The organism is Savagea faecisuis, from assembly GCF_042675605.1.
Lineage (GTDB): Bacteria > Bacillota > Bacilli > Bacillales_A > Planococcaceae > Savagea > Savagea faecisuis.
Genome location: NZ_JBHTJF010000042.1, coordinates 1 through 14107 on the forward strand (window position 1 = coordinate 1; position 14107 = coordinate 14107).

At 40.0% G+C, this 14107-nt stretch carries 15 protein-coding genes; 4 read left to right on the top strand and 11 right to left on the bottom strand.

Annotated features, from left to right (window positions below):
• The first annotated feature begins 361 nt into the window (after window positions 1–361).
• The gene (locus tag ACFQ0V_RS12120; protein WP_381013974.1) at window positions 362–718 is read left to right on the top strand and encodes a YgzB family protein; all 357 of its coding nucleotides are present in this window, start codon (window positions 362–364) and stop codon (window positions 716–718) included.
• Window positions 719–759: 41 nt separating this feature from the next.
• Here ACFQ0V_RS12120 and perR read toward each other — a convergent pair whose 3' ends face one another.
• The 3 genes from perR to bcp form a co-directional block, all read right to left on the bottom strand.
• Window positions 760–1197 (bottom strand): peroxide-responsive transcriptional repressor PerR, encoded by a 438-nt coding sequence (perR, locus tag ACFQ0V_RS12125; RefSeq protein ID WP_381013976.1) that lies wholly within the window; start codon window positions 1195–1197, stop codon window positions 760–762.
• A gap of 118 nt (window positions 1198–1315) precedes the next feature.
• Window positions 1316–2257 carry a D-2-hydroxyacid dehydrogenase gene (locus ACFQ0V_RS12130; RefSeq protein ID WP_381013979.1) on the bottom strand — a complete coding sequence of 314 codons (942 nt, stop codon included), beginning with the start codon at window positions 2255–2257 and terminating at the stop codon, window positions 1316–1318.
• The gene (bcp, locus tag ACFQ0V_RS12135; RefSeq protein WP_381013982.1) at window positions 2257–2727 is read right to left on the bottom strand and encodes a thioredoxin-dependent thiol peroxidase; all 471 of its coding nucleotides are present in this window, start codon (window positions 2725–2727) and stop codon (window positions 2257–2259) included. Before bcp ends, ACFQ0V_RS12130 begins: the two co-directional genes overlap by 1 nt.
• Before the next feature lie 149 nt (window positions 2728–2876).
• Between bcp and ACFQ0V_RS12140 the strand changes: the two genes are divergently transcribed.
• Complete coding sequence (locus ACFQ0V_RS12140) at window positions 2877–3959, top strand: FUSC family protein (protein WP_381013984.1); 1083 nt, start codon at window positions 2877–2879, stop codon at window positions 3957–3959.
• A gap of 43 nt (window positions 3960–4002) precedes the next feature.
• On the opposite strand, the gene ACFQ0V_RS12145 is transcribed toward ACFQ0V_RS12140, so the two are convergent.
• The 6 genes from ACFQ0V_RS12145 to mutY all read right to left on the bottom strand — a co-directional run bounded on the left by ACFQ0V_RS12145 (window position 4003) and on the right by mutY (window position 10529).
• Window positions 4003–5112, bottom strand: a complete 1110-nt coding sequence (locus ACFQ0V_RS12145) for a DHHW family protein (RefSeq protein WP_381013987.1) — start codon at window positions 5110–5112, stop codon at window positions 4003–4005.
• Between the two features lie 11 nt (window positions 5113–5123).
• Window positions 5124–6497: an MBOAT family O-acyltransferase gene (locus ACFQ0V_RS12150; protein WP_381013990.1), complete on the bottom strand. Its 1374-nt coding sequence runs from the start codon at window positions 6495–6497 to the stop codon at window positions 5124–5126.
• 6 nt (window positions 6498–6503) lie between these two features.
• Window positions 6504–6977: a DUF4358 domain-containing protein gene (locus tag ACFQ0V_RS12155; RefSeq protein WP_381013993.1), complete on the bottom strand. Its 474-nt coding sequence runs from the start codon at window positions 6975–6977 to the stop codon at window positions 6504–6506.
• Between the two features lie 45 nt (window positions 6978–7022).
• Window positions 7023–8777, bottom strand: coding sequence for an ABC transporter ATP-binding protein (locus ACFQ0V_RS12160; RefSeq protein ID WP_381013996.1), 1755 nt, complete (start codon window positions 8775–8777; stop codon window positions 7023–7025).
• Between the two features lie 44 nt (window positions 8778–8821).
• Entirely contained in the window at window positions 8822–9370 is a 549-nt protein-coding gene (gene ntdP / locus ACFQ0V_RS12165) for a nucleoside tri-diphosphate phosphatase (protein WP_194563685.1), read from the bottom strand.
• Between the two features lie 79 nt (window positions 9371–9449).
• Entirely contained in the window at window positions 9450–10529 is a 1080-nt protein-coding gene (gene mutY, locus ACFQ0V_RS12170) for an A/G-specific adenine glycosylase (protein WP_381014000.1), read from the bottom strand.
• Window positions 10530–10615: 86 nt separating this feature from the next.
• Here mutY and ACFQ0V_RS12175 point away from each other — a divergent pair, with 86 nt between their 5' ends.
• The gene (locus tag ACFQ0V_RS12175) at window positions 10616–11599 is read left to right on the top strand and encodes a metal-dependent hydrolase (protein WP_381014003.1); all 984 of its coding nucleotides are present in this window, start codon (window positions 10616–10618) and stop codon (window positions 11597–11599) included.
• A 71-nt stretch (window positions 11600–11670) separates the two neighbouring features.
• On the opposite strand, the gene ACFQ0V_RS12180 is transcribed toward ACFQ0V_RS12175, so the two are convergent.
• A complete protein-coding gene (locus tag ACFQ0V_RS12180) occupies window positions 11671–12009 on the bottom strand; it encodes a YfhH family protein (protein WP_381014006.1) in 339 nt (112 codons plus the stop codon).
• A complete protein-coding gene (gene recX / locus ACFQ0V_RS12185; RefSeq protein ID WP_381014008.1) occupies window positions 12002–12808 on the bottom strand; it encodes a recombination regulator RecX in 807 nt (268 codons plus the stop codon). Before recX ends, ACFQ0V_RS12180 begins: the two co-directional genes overlap by 8 nt.
• 80 nt (window positions 12809–12888) lie before the next feature.
• On the opposite strand from recX, the gene ACFQ0V_RS12190 reads away from it, so the two are divergent.
• Window positions 12889–13845, top strand: coding sequence for a TIGR01777 family oxidoreductase (locus tag ACFQ0V_RS12190; protein WP_381014011.1), 957 nt, complete (start codon window positions 12889–12891; stop codon window positions 13843–13845).
• The last annotated feature ends 262 nt before the right edge of the window (window positions 13846–14107 follow it).

Sequence of the window (14107 nt, forward strand, 5' to 3'; positions counted from 1 at the left end):
TCCAACGGGGTTGAATAAAGAAACGGTTTATTTCATCAACAAGTTACTGTTCAGTTTTCAATGTTCATTGCGTTGCTTTTTTTAGCAACTCTTATAATTTAACATGCTTTGATTTGTTTTGTCAAATCTTTTTTCAAGCATTTTTGATTTTGTTTTGTGTGCCGTTCCAAACGACAATATGAATCTTAACATGCTTCTTTCTTTTTTGTCAAACCTTTTTAGCATTTTTTTATCATCTTTTTTCTCTTCATATAATACTCTGTAATATTTATTACTTATTTACGATCGCTTCTTTTTCATTTCATATGATTATGATATAAATTGTGCTATCATACAGTACATAAACAAGGAGGTACTTCAGTTGGCGAAACCTTATAAAAATAAAATTAATCGGATTCGTTCCTTTGCACTTTCACTCATCTTCATCGGAGTAATCATTATGTATGGCGGTATTTTCTTCCGGTCGAATCAAGTGTTAATGCTCATCTTTATGATTTTAGGTGTACTTTCCATTTTAGGTAGTACTGTCATTTATGCTTGGATTGGGATGCTGTCGACTAAAGCTGTTCAAGTCGTCTGTCCATCTTGTGGAAAACCTACGAAAATGTTAGGGCGCGCAGATATGTGTGGACATTGTCGTGAACCATTAACTTTAGATCCTGCACTTGAAGGGAAAGAATTTGACGAACGTTACAATAAAAAGAATAGTCATGAATAAAAAATGCACTCGCGAATGAATCATTCGCGAGTGCATTTCTTTTATTGACGTTTCATATTCGCACATTCCGGACATGTTCCGTATACTTCAAGACGATGTGAGTTCACTTTAAATCCAGTCATATGAGATGCTAGATGTTCAACTTCTTGTAACCCTGGATGATGGAAGTCGACAATTTTACCACAATCATCACAAATAATGTGATAGTGATCATGTGATGCAAAGTCAAAACGACTTGATGAATCCCCATAAGTCAATTCCTTCACGAGTCCCGTATTTAAAAATACTTTTAAATTGTTGTATACTGTCGCTACACTCATATTCGGAAAATCGTCTTCTAAAGCTCGATAAATTTCGTCCGCTGTCGGGTGAGCTTCAGATGAAATTAAATATTCGAGTATCGCATGCCTTTGCGGAGTTATACGGACACCACTTTCGCGTAATGTTGCGAGCGCGTCTTTTAAATAAGTTTCAGACATCGTATCCACTCCAATCTATTATATATTTTTAATGATGTTTACGACTTATTTATAATCATTATAATTATCATAAGTGATTGGAAGGATGATTGTCAATATTTGTGCAAGTAGAATTGTATTAATACCCTCTTAAAATATCTACTTCATTTACATAATCTTTTTCGCCGTCTAAATAACGTTGTAAGTTCTCTTTAAATATGTCGAGCGAGCGCGGAATATATTGATTAGATAGACTTGAAATATGTGGCGATACGGTACAGTTCGGCATCGTCCATAACTCACTTTCTTCACGCAATGGCTCTTTTTCAAAGACATCTAACACGACGTGACGAACCATTTCTTTGTTCAATGCTTCTAACACGACTTCTTCTTTGACGAAATCTCCGCGTCCAAAATTTAAGAAGACCGCACTTTCCTTCATCGCTTCGAAATGCTCTACCTGCCACAACTCTCTCGTTTCTGGTGTACTCGGTAAAATCGAGATCACCGAATCTACTTTTGGTAATGTATCAAGCAATTGGTCTGGTTGAATCATTTCGTCCATATTCGGGCTCGGTTTGCCTGAGCGATTGTATCCAATCGTGTACACACCGAATGCTTGAAGCAGTCGACCTACTTCGCTTCCGATTGTCCCTGGTCCTAAGATGAGCGCTTTTTGACCGCTAATTTCAATTTGTGGAACACGGCGGTCCCATACTTTTTGGCGTTCATTTTCATAAATTTGCGGGAATCCCTTCGATAGTGCAAGCACATGTGCAAGCATCGATTCCGCCATCGGAATTTTATGAATTCCTTTCGCATTCGTCACGAGCCATTTGCGCTCAGCGATCATTTCTAATGGAAAATTATCAAACCCTGCTGAAGCGACCATGAGCCATTTCAAATTTTTCGCGCGCTCGACAACTGATTCATTTACATCATTGCCGTATGTGACGAGCACTTCTGATTTTTCCAACAATTCGTGATTTGCTTCTTCATAATGAAATGTCACTGTCGGAAATGATTCTGCTAAATCTTTTTTCATATGATCTTTTAAAGGGACTGTCACTAAAATATCCATTATGCATTCACCATTTCCTTCAATGTAGTTAAAGCATCTTCAATATGGTCTTTCACGCGAACTTTTCTCCACTCTTTCACTACTTTTCCTTCAGGGTCGATTAAAAAAGTAGAACGTTCTATGCCCATATATTCGCGACCGAAGTTTTTCTTCAGTTTCCAAACGTCGTACGCTTCTGCTGCTTCCTTTTCTTCATCGACTAACAAATCAAATGGTAGTTCGTGCTTCGCGATAAACTTCTGATGTGATGCTTCATTATCTGGGCTCACGCCTAAAATGACGGCATTTAACGCTGTGAAATCTTCGATTGAATCTCGGAAATCACATGCTTGTGTCGTACATCCTGGTGTCGAATCTTTCGGATAAAAATATAAAACGACATACTTCCCTTTAAAATCTTCTAAAGAGACCGCTTCACCTTGCTGATTGTTTAACGTAAACGTTGGTGCTTGTTTTCCTACTAAACTCATGAAAATTCCTCCCTTAATTGATTATTCTCTCTGTTATCGTACAAAACGATCGCTTCACTTGCAATTGTTTGCCTTTCCGAACATTTCATATAAAATGAAATTATAATACTAGATGCAATGTTAATTTACGATTGAAAGGATCACAATTTATGAAACTTGGTGCTCGAATATTTAAAACAGGAATCGCCATCGCACTCGCACTTTTTTTATCAGATTTATTGCAATTGCCGAATCCTGTCTTCGCTGGAATTGCCGCTATCTTTGCAGTTCAGCCGTCCATTTACCGGTCTTATTTAACAATCGTTGAACAAATCCAAGGTAATTTAATCGGAGCCAGTATCGCGGTCGTCTTCGTTATGTTGTTCGGCCAACAAGTGCTCATTATCGGACTTGCCGCAATTATTATCATTATGATTATGCTGCAATTAAAGCTCGAAAAATCGATTTCACTTGCACTCGTCACGATGATTGCGATCATGGAAATTCAAGGCGACGCATTTTTAAACTTCGCTCTTTTACGTTTACTGACGATTATCATCGGTGTACTGTCTGCATTCGTTGTCAATCTCGTATTCATCCCACCGAAATACGAAAAGAAACTATTTCAGACGATTCATTTAACACAGGATGAAATTATTCGATGGACACGACTCGCTGCTAGACAAGCTTCCGAACATCATGCGACACAGCACGCACTCGATAAAATTAAAGATAGTTTAAAACAGATTGATGAATTGTACGTTCTGTTTAAAGAAGAACGTAAATATTTCAAAAGAAATACGATTGGAAAATCACGTAAACTCGTCGTCTATCGCCAAATGATTGCGACAAGTTCTAGCAGTTACGACTTATTAAAACGACTGCATCAATATGAAAATGAACTCATTGAGATGCCTGAACATTTTCGTATGATGATTCAAGAACGTCTCGATACTTTACTCACGTATCACGAACAACTTCATTTGAAATTCGTAGGGAAATTAAAAGCAGATACGATTCACATCCCAGAAAAAGAAGATTATTTACAACGCCATGAAGTGATGGATATTTTTATGCAAGAGATTACGTTGACGACAGAGTTAGAAGAGTTCTCTCCGTATCACTTGTTGCATGTGTTATCGGCGATGCTTTACTACGATGAACATTTAGAACATCTCGATTTGCTCATCACGTCGTATCAACGTCACCACGAAGAATCGTATATTGAAGAATTTGAAGATGACATTTACTAAAAAAGCTCCTAGCACCTTTATTCAGGTGCTAGGAGCTTTTCGCTTAACGGTTTAGTTTAAACAATTGCGTTTCTTCTAAAAAGGTTGTCGTATTCCATAGAAGTAAAACGTGAGCAATGTGGTGGTCTACCATATATTGCTCCACGCTCCCATTATAATACCGCAAATCAAGCACATAAATATTCGCGTAATGCGCTGTTAAAAATGGCAACAAAGCATGGGCGTAAGAATCTTTCACGACGAGTAGCGGCTCTTCGATTGGCGCATCTGGTGTTTTCAGTTGCATCGCCGCGTGAACACCGCCAAAAAAGTAACGGTATTGATCTTTCTGTTGCAAAGCTTCTTCATCATACAACGTATGGCGCAGTTCATTTCTGTCTTCAATATATAAGGTCGATTCATTATTTAAGACTGGACGTTCTAAACGATCCGGCTCTCTTCTAATAAATTGCCCTCTCGTATCGAAACTTCCGTAAAATTGTTCACTGACGATGACAGGTTCATAGTTGATCGGTTCCCACCCTTGTTGGAGAGCATAATGCGCATAAGCGATATATGCGCCACGCGTCGTCCAATGGTGGTCCGTTTTGTAATAAATGTACTGTTCTCGATACGGCTCTAACATGCGCGCTCCATCATAGGTCGTCACTAGACTAGGTATCCGCTCCATAATCGTCCGTTGCATTGCGACAAGATCTGCCATCGGTGCAAAGGCTGGCCATTGTTGTTCATAAAATATAGCGGATGGCGGTATGAGCATAAGTTCGATTGATTTTTCATCATAACGCTCCGCAAATGTTTCAATCTCACGAATTTGGCGGTCGATTTGCCGTTCAATCGTCGAATCGACTTTTTCAAATAAATATCCGTCCCGCCCTAAATAAATGCCGTTATTTTCTTTTCTTCCTCTCACTTGCTCCACGAACGCTTTCGTTTTAATCCAACCGTTCCGATACGGAAAATGATCGGATAAATACGTTTCAAATTGCGTCATCGCTTTTTTATTGATAATCGTTTCAGAGGTAATATTCGGCCATTTTTCTAACGGGCGATTTTCGATTGGAGAAAAGGATTGCTTCGGAAAAAAGAGTAGACCGAGACTCCCGATTGCTAACATCGAAATGAATAAAACGACGAGTAATTTTTCAGCCATAGTTTCCTCCTTTAAAATCGAAAATATAAAAATGGATTAAAACTCGCATCCACTAAATAAGCGATGCTCATGAGATAAATCATCATGTACAAAACGATATGCCAACTTTTAAATGTTACATTTTTCATAATTGGCAATGACGCTAAAATAGCGATGATGATCAACGGACCTTCTGTCAAAACGTAATACAATGTCGTATCGTCATAGAAACCGTTTTGCGACGTAAACATGCGAACGAAATAATGCGTCATATCCCTGAAGTCTTCAAATACGAAAATGACCCATCCGACCGCAATCGCAAGTAAGGCATAGACATGTCGGAACCATTTCGGAACTTTTTCCAATGCACGTAACCAAAACATTTTTTCCAAGACGAGTAACAAACCGAAATATGCTCCCCATAACACGTAATTCCAACTCGCTCCGTGCCAAAGTCCTGTTAATAACCAGACGATCGCAATATTTCTTAATTGCTTCGGCAGTCCGTGACGATTCCCCCCTAGTGGGATGTACACATAGTCGCGAAACCAACTTCCGAGGGATATATGCCACCGTCGCCAAAAGTCTGTCATACTTTCCGCTGTGTACGGATAGCGGAAGTTTTCCTCAAAACGAAAACCGAACATTAACCCGAGACCGATCGCCATATCGGAATAGCCGCTAAAATCAAAGTAAATTTGTAAAGCGAAGGCGAGAATGCCGAGCCACGCTATAAGTAGTGGCATCGTTTCCATCGAACTATGAGAAATCGTATCCCACAACAAACCGATATTGTTCGCCAACAAAACTTTTTTTCCAAGTCCGATTAAAAAGCGACGCACCCCTTCCGCAAAGAGCGGAATGCTTTCACGTCGATGTTGTAACTGTTCGGCAATCGTATGATATTTGACAATCGGTCCTGCAACGAGTTGCGGAAATAAAGAAACGTACGCGCCGAAGTCAATCCAATTCCTTTGGGCTTCCGCTTCTTTCCGATATACATCGATAATGTACGATAAAGACTGAAACGTATAAAAAGAAATCCCAATTGGTAAAGGTAACTCAACCAAAGGGATTTCAGTGTGTGCTAATCCATTGATCGTTTCAATGACAAAATCAGCATATTTAAAAAACGAGAGTACAGATAAATTGACGACGACAGATGCAAACACAATCCATTTTCTAAAACGGTCCGAGCGATTCGAGTTACTTAATGCTAAACCGAATGCATAATCTGCAAAAGTCGAAAAAATCATCAGTACGATATAAATCGGCTCTCCCCACGCATAAAAGACGAGACTAACCGCAAATAAAATGCCATTTCTCATACGGCGAGGAGAGAGGTAATACACGAGTAATACGAGCGGTAAAAAGACGAATAAAAAGACGAGACTACTAAATACCATAAGAGCTTACTCGCTCTTTAACGCTTCTTTAAATTGTTTTACAATTTCATCCGCTTCTGCAGAAATAACGAATAATACGTAATTCGCTTCTTTCACAATTTGATAGTTTTTCGCATTTTCATATTGATCGGGTAAATACGTTTCAAATTGTTTTTGAACGACTTCTGCTCTTTGTTCCATTCCTTGCTCAATTTCTTTTGCATCTTTCGCATCTTTCAAACGAACGATCGCAATTTCATTCGTTTGAACATTCATCATCGGCATGCGAATGTCGTAATCTTCTACTTTCGTTAAATCGATGCCGTACATTTCTTCTACTTGCTCATCTTCAAGTGGCATTAAAGCAGGTTGCTCCACTTGTTCCAATATTTGATCCATCACTTTTGACGGTTCAATTGTCGGTTGAGCCCCTTCATTCGAACAAGCCCCTAAAGTGAATAATGTCAGTACGAGGACGAATCCCCAAAATGATTTTTTCATAATCATTTCCTCCTTTTTTAAGTAGACGGCTCAGATTTCTAAACGTTACAAATCTTGTATCGAATATAAATTGTAATACGTTCCTCGTTCATTCATCAGCTGTTCATGAGTTCCTTGCTCCATTAACATGCCATTTTCAATGACGAGAATTTGATCAGCACTCGTAATCGTCGACAACCGATGCGCGACGATGATTGTCGTTCTGTCACGAGCGAGTTCATCGAGCGATTGTTGAATGAGCGCTTCACTTTCAAGGTCGAGCGCTGACGTTGCTTCGTCTAAAATGATAATTGGCGGGTTTTTCAAAAAGACACGAGCAATCGCGACTCTTTGCTTTTGGCCCCCTGATAATTTCACACCACGTTCGCCGACTTCCGTATCATATCCTTTCGGCAAATTCATAATGAAATCATGCGCGTTTGCCGCTTTTGCTGCAGCGATGACTTCTTCTTCTGTCGCATCGGGATTTCCCATCATAATGTTACTGCGCACAGAGTCACTAAATAAAATATTGTCTTGCATGACGATTCCGATATTGCGACGCAAGGACTCGATTTCAATCGATTGAATCGATTGGTCATCTAAACGAATGTCGCCATCTGTCACATCGAAGAAGCGTGGAATTAAGCTGACAATTGTCGACTTTCCTCCCCCACTCATCCCGACGAGCGCAATCGTCTCTCCTGCACGAACGTCAAAATCGATATTTTGCAACACAGGTTGCCCTTCTTCATATTCAAATGAAACATTTCGGAAAGATAACTGTCCGTTCGCACGATTAATTGGTTTTGCAGATGGATCATTTTGAATGTCGTACGGCTCGTCCATCAACTCTACAACGCGGTCCATCGAAGCGAATGACTGCGTCAATGTTGTCGAAGAGTTTACAAGTCGACGAAGCGGATTGTATAACTGATCGATATAGGCGATAAACGCAACCATCGTACCGAGCGTTAAATTTCCTTGAATGACATGATACCCTGCATATCCGATGACGATGAGCGGTGCGACTTCTGTAATCGTATTGACGACCGCAAAAGCTTTCGCATTCCAACGCGAATGATTCAATGCTTTATCGAGAAATTGTCCATTTACACGGTCAAAATTTTCCTGTTCATGCTGTTCTAACGCGAAACTTTTCACAACGCTAATTCCTGACACGCGCTCATGCAAATAACTTTGCACATTCGCGAGCGCTTGTGAACGTTCACGAGTCAGTCCTCGTAAACGACCGAAAAAGTATTTAACACTGAACGCATAAAACGGGAAAGCGATCAATGTAATGAGCGTCAATTTCACATCGAGTGAAAACATAATACCGAGCGCGATAAGGATCGTCGCTAAGTCGAGCCAAACGTTCATGAGGCCAATCATAATAAAGTTTTTCGTCTGCTCCACGTCATTGATCACGCGTGAAATGACTTCTCCTGCTCGTGTGTTCGAGTAATAACGCAAACTTAACTGCTGCAAATGGCCAAAGAGTGATTGACGAATGTCGTATAAAATTTTATTGCTCACATTTTGAGCGAAATATTGACGGTAATACTCAACTGGTGGACGAATGACGAAAAATAAAATCGCCGTTCCACCTAAATAAAGAAAGAGCTTCTCCGTCTTATCTGCCGCACTCATCGCATCGTTCGCCAAAATGCCATCGATAATAATCTTCATTAAAAATGGTAAAAATAATGGAATCGCAAATTTTAAAATTCCGATGACGATCGTTAACGCAATTTCTCCCCAGTACGGCTTCACAAAATCCATGTATCTTGAAACTGTACTTCGTTTCGATTTCTCCATAGTACCTCCCCATTGAAAAAGCCTACTGCACATACGCAGTGAGGCTAAAATTCTCGTTCATTTAATTGTTTGTAAAACTGATAACGCTCTGTCCATACTTCGATAAACTCTGGCGCAAAAGGTCCTTTGCGCAGTTTAATCCAACGAATTAACTCTTCGATATTATGTTTCATGATCGGGTCAATTACAGGCGGATAATTCATCAATCGTTTATGCAATGCGTACTCATCTTCATCTAATATGATGTAATTCATATCAGGGAAAACTTTCACATCGAGATCATAATCGATATATTTTAACGAACCGTGTTCAAATATAAATGGCGAGCTTAAATTGACATAGTAGTACACGCCATCTTCACGCAACATACAAATGATATTGAACCAATGTTTCGCATGAAAATAACAGATAGATGGCTCGCGCGTCAGCCACGTTCGACCGTCTGATTCCGTCACGAGTGTTTTTTCATTTCCACCGATGACGATATTTTTCGTCCCTTTTAGGACAACGGTCTCTTGCCAAACGCGATGTATTTTTCCATCATGCTTGTAACTATGTACTTGAATTGTTTCTCCTTCTGTTGGAATTCCCATATTCATCCCACCTTTACACAACGAACGATTTAACTATATCTACCCATTATACCAACTCGTATGCAAAAGTTATACTAATTCACAATATGATTCCGTCGAGGAGCTGTTTGAATAGCACTTGAACAGGCACAGCCATCGGGAGGGCCTTCATTTCTTCTACTGTGAAAAACTTCATCGTTTCTGTTTCTTCTATCTCATTCGAGTCATGAATTCGTCCATTTGTTGCGTAAATGTTCCAATGAATGTGAGAAAAGATATGTTTATACGGCTCATATGTTTGTTCCGTTTTTATTTTCACTTTTAATTGCTTTTCGATTTGTTGTTGTGGGTCTGTTAAATCTTCTGAGGCGCGCTCTACATATGGAAACTCCCACATATTCGCAAGCAACCCTTCACTCGGACGCTTCCTCATTAAATAGCGACCGTATTCATCTTGCAAAACGAATGGAAATATATCAACTTTGCGCACTTTCGTCTTTCCTTTTTTCACTGGATAGTCGAGAGGTGTCCCACTTGCATAAGCAACGCAATGCTCTTGGACTGGACATAATAAACAATGCGGATTGCGCGGTGTACAAACGACCGCTCCTAATTCCATAATCGCTTGGTTAAAGCTAGACGGATCTTCATGACTGATCGTTTTTGTGACGAGCTCATCGAATATCTTTTTCGTTTTCGGCTTGCTAATGTCGTCTGGAATTTCAAACAATCTCGAATAAACACGCATCACATTACCGTCAACCGCATGTTCTGGCAAGTTGTATGCGATGCTTAAAATCGCCCCTGCCGTATACGGGCCGATTCCTTTTAATGAACTAATTTCTTTTCGTGTTTTTGGCACTTCGCTTCCGTAATGTTCAACTACTTCACGAACACCGGTCTGCAAATTGCGCACACGTGAATAATAACCGAGCCCTTCCCACAATTTCAAAAGCTCTTCCTCATCCGCTTCTGCCAATGACTCCATCGTCGGAAAACGTTCGATAAATTTTAAATAATACGGAATGACCGTATCGACCCGTGTCTGTTGAAGCATAATTTCAGAAACCCAAATGTAATAAGGGTTTGACGTGCGTCTCCAAGGTAAATCTCGCTTTTCCTTTTCGTACCATTGTAATAAATCTTTTTGAAACTGTTCTTTGTCAAATGTTTGTCGCAATTGTAACTTCCTTCCTTAGCATATCGTTTACGTTTTTATAGAGAAAAAGGTATACTAGTGAGTAATTCATAGTGAGGAGTGATTATTTGGATACAGGCACACATATCGCGATGGGTGTTGCCTTAGGCGGGTTAGCTTTAATCGATCCCGTCATTGCTTCAGAACCGATTACACATAAAGCCGTCATATCAGGCGTACTCGTCGGTTCACTCATTCCAGATGTCGATACTGTTTTAAAATTTAGAAATAATGCTGTATATATTCGAAATCACCGAGGCATTACACATTCGATGCCAGCCGTTGCTCTTTGGCCTATTTTAATCTCGGGGATTTTATATTGGATTTACCCAGATGTAAACTTATTGCATCTATGGTTGTGGACATTTCTCGCTGTCTTTTTACACGTGTTCGTCGATATTTTTAACTCATACGGAACACAAGCGTTGCGGCCTTTTTCACATAAGTGGGTAGCACTCAGCGTCATTAACACATTCGATCCGATTATTTTCACTTTACATTTAATCGCATTCGGTGTCTGGTGGAAGACAAGCGCACCTGTTCCGACAATGCTCGGGTTGCTTGCGACTCTCGTTCTTTATTATATATTGCGCTTCGCCATGAAACGAGCAGTCACTCATGCAGTCGAACATACTGTTCCAAATGCTGAAGAAATTTTTGTCGCTCCGACGATGAGTTTCTTCCAATGGCGTGTTGCAGCTTCTACAAAAGAAGCACATTATGTCGGACGAGCATATGGCAGGTCTGTCACGATTTATGATAAGTTCGACCGTTTACCTTTACCGACTGAAGAGAAAGTCGTCAAAGTAGCGATGACGGACTCCAATATGCGCGCTTTCACTTCATTTTCACCGACGTACCGTTGGGTCATCGATGAATTGAAAGACGGCGGATATGAAGTACGATTGATTGACTTACGTTACCGAAGTAAAGGATATTACCCATTCGTTGCCGTCGTCCATTTAGATCATGAATACGATATTTTAAATTCGTACACCGGATGGATTTTCTCCGAACAAAAACTTCAAAAAAAATTGCACATCGAGAAATAATAAAAAAGCGAAACAATTTTCGCTTTCTATGTTGAAATATCCTTCACTTTCAAAGGAGTGAAGGATATTTTTTATTTTGTTTGTTCATTTTTCTTTAACGGTTTTAACATCGCAACAGGTAACGCTTCTTCTAACTTACTACCACCGAGACGATACCCCCAAGCAAATCGCCCTTTTAAATAGTCGACGTGGAAATAAGCATCGTCCCCTTCAATCTTATAAATCTCTCCAGGAACGATCGTCGATAAATCGACGAGAAACGATTGCGCCATTAAAGCTTTTCGTTGATAAACAGCATATTCATTAATGATGCCTAACGCTTCTGCTTTGCGCGCTTTTTCCATTAAACGTCCTACTTCTTGACGAATTTCATGTTCTGACATGTCACGGTATGATTTTTCTTCAGTCATCTTCATTCTCCTTCATCTCGATGAACTCTTGAATGACTTCCATCGGGATTCCTTTACTATATAAATTTTGTTTCACACGATAATGTAAGTCTCGGCCACTATATTTGCGAGAAATGCGATTCCATGCTTTTTCTCCTTCTCGCTCTACAATGGCGCTCCATTCATCTTCATCGCGATCTAAGTCAATTTCTTCTAATACATTTCGAATCATATCATAACTGTATCCTTTTCTTAATAAATGTGATTCGATTTTTCTTTTTACTTGCAACGAAGCTTGACGCTCATTTTTACGCGCTACTTTTTCTGCTAAGTCTTTGGCGATTTCGAATTGTTCCGCTTCATTATACGTACTTAATAAATCATCTTGAATATCACGTGCAATTCCTTTTTGATTCATTTCACGCTTCAATGCTTGTGGACCTAGTTTTGTCGTTTGAATTTTTGTTTTCATAAATGCCTCCGCAAACTGTTCGTCGTTCACAAAATTTAAGCGTTTTAATTTTACAATCGCTTCTAATATGACCGCTTCCCCGTATTCTTCTTTTTTTAATTTATCTACAATCTCTTTTTCACTTCTCATGCGAAAAGATAAAAAGTGAAGCGCCCGGTTAAATGCTTTATTGATTTCGTTTTCATACTGCAATTCACCTAATGCCCAATCGTCTAACTCCATCCCTTTCGTTAAGCCGAATTGGACGAGCACGGATTCATGAACGCTAAAACTATATTCACCATCCAAAAAAATGTTAAATCTTTCGCTATCTCGTTTCTGTTGTGTTATTTTTGTAATAACAGCCAAAGTGAATCACCTCTATACGTTACTATACATCGAACGAAAAGAGATTTCATACTAATGATGCTTCAAAAGGAGGAAATGACATGCATATCGCAATTGCAGGAGGTTCTGGTCTCGTCGGTAACGCTCTACAAAATCTTTGGGAAGATGAACACGATATTACGGTGTTAACGCGACAGCCTTCGATGAAGAAAAATGGTGTCCGCTACGTGCAATGGCTTTCAGATCGTAAGCAAACGATTGAAGAACTTAGTTCCGTCGATGTTTTCATTAACTTAGCCGGTAAATCAATCAATGACGGACGTTGGTCAGACGATGATAAAAAAGTGATTTTAGAAAGTCGACTACAAGCGAGTGAAGAGCTCGTCAGTATCATTCAAGAAATGGATACGAAACCGAAGCTCGTCTTACAAGCGAGCGCGGTCGGTGTGTATCATACGAGTGAAACGACACGTTACACAGAACAGAGTGACACGTCAGGCGATGAGTTTTTACAACGCGTCGTTCATCAATGGGAAGCAGCACTCAAGCCTTTACAATCTTTAAATATTCGCACCGCGTTCACACGATTCGGTGTCATTTTAAGCGATCAAGGCGGCGCATTCCCTCTCATGACACTCCCTTACAAGTTCGGTGTAGGCGGTAAAGTTGGTAAAGGGACGCAGTGGATATCGTGGATTCATTTAGACGACGTCGTACGAGGTATCGACTACATCGTTCAAGATGATCAGTTAGAAGGTGTATTTAATTTCACTGCACCGTTCCCCATTCAAATGGATGCGTTCGGTAAATTAATCGGCGAAGCATTACATCGCCCGCACTTATTCCCAGTTCCGGCACCTTTACTAAAAGTTGTGCTCGGAGACAAGCATATTCTCGTAACAAAAGGTCAGTATGTCGAACCTGCACGCCTATTACAAACATCGTTTACTTTCAAGTATCCGACTGCGAAAGAAGCGATCGATGCAATTTTAACGGATTTCCGAAAGAAGTCTCCCATCCTCAAGGAGTGTGAAGGTGCGAATAGCACCAATGAGTAGGTGGGAGATGAATTTCGGTTGGCTTTAGCCAAAGAATTTGGTAAAATATAGACATAATGTTCTTTGACAACTGGATATATGGAGTTGCATACGGAAATAAGAGCGAAAACCAAGCCCCTCGTATGCGTAAAATATCCAAGGTACTAAAAACATTGCGTATCAGTAGGGTTGGAATGCCCCGAATTCACGCTCGTGGAGAACACATAAGACTTGCTTGCAAGCTATGTTCGTGGAAGCGAGAAGCCCCCACTTCAAGTAGACC

What these genes read in the sequence shown, in the direction of transcription:
- ACFQ0V_RS12150 (WP_381013990.1), bottom strand. Translation starts at nt 6,497, where the DNA reads ATGGTATTTAGTAGTCTCGTCTTTTTATTCGTCTTTTTACCGCTCGTA.
- ACFQ0V_RS12160 (WP_381013996.1), bottom strand. Translation starts at nt 8,777, where the DNA reads ATGGAGAAATCGAAACGAAGTACAGTTTCAAGATACATGGATTTTGTG.
- ACFQ0V_RS12190 (WP_381014011.1), top strand. Translation starts at nt 12,889, where the DNA reads ATGCATATCGCAATTGCAGGAGGTTCTGGTCTCGTCGGTAACGCTCTA.
- ntdP (WP_194563685.1), bottom strand. Translation starts at nt 9,370, where the DNA reads ATGGGAATTCCAACAGAAGGAGAAACAATTCAAGTACATAGTTACAAG.
- ACFQ0V_RS12155 (WP_381013993.1), bottom strand. Translation starts at nt 6,977, where the DNA reads ATGAAAAAATCATTTTGGGGATTCGTCCTCGTACTGACATTATTCACT.
- ACFQ0V_RS12145 (WP_381013987.1), bottom strand. Translation starts at nt 5,112, where the DNA reads ATGGCTGAAAAATTACTCGTCGTTTTATTCATTTCGATGTTAGCAATC.
- ACFQ0V_RS12140 (WP_381013984.1), top strand. Translation starts at nt 2,877, where the DNA reads ATGAAACTTGGTGCTCGAATATTTAAAACAGGAATCGCCATCGCACTC.
- bcp (WP_381013982.1), bottom strand. Translation starts at nt 2,727, where the DNA reads ATGAGTTTAGTAGGAAAACAAGCACCAACGTTTACGTTAAACAATCAG.
- ACFQ0V_RS12180 (WP_381014006.1), bottom strand. Translation starts at nt 12,009, where the DNA reads ATGACTGAAGAAAAATCATACCGTGACATGTCAGAACATGAAATTCGT.
- perR (WP_381013976.1), bottom strand. Translation starts at nt 1,197, where the DNA reads ATGTCTGAAACTTATTTAAAAGACGCGCTCGCAACATTACGCGAAAGT.
- ACFQ0V_RS12130 (WP_381013979.1), bottom strand. Translation starts at nt 2,257, where the DNA reads ATGGATATTTTAGTGACAGTCCCTTTAAAAGATCATATGAAAAAAGAT.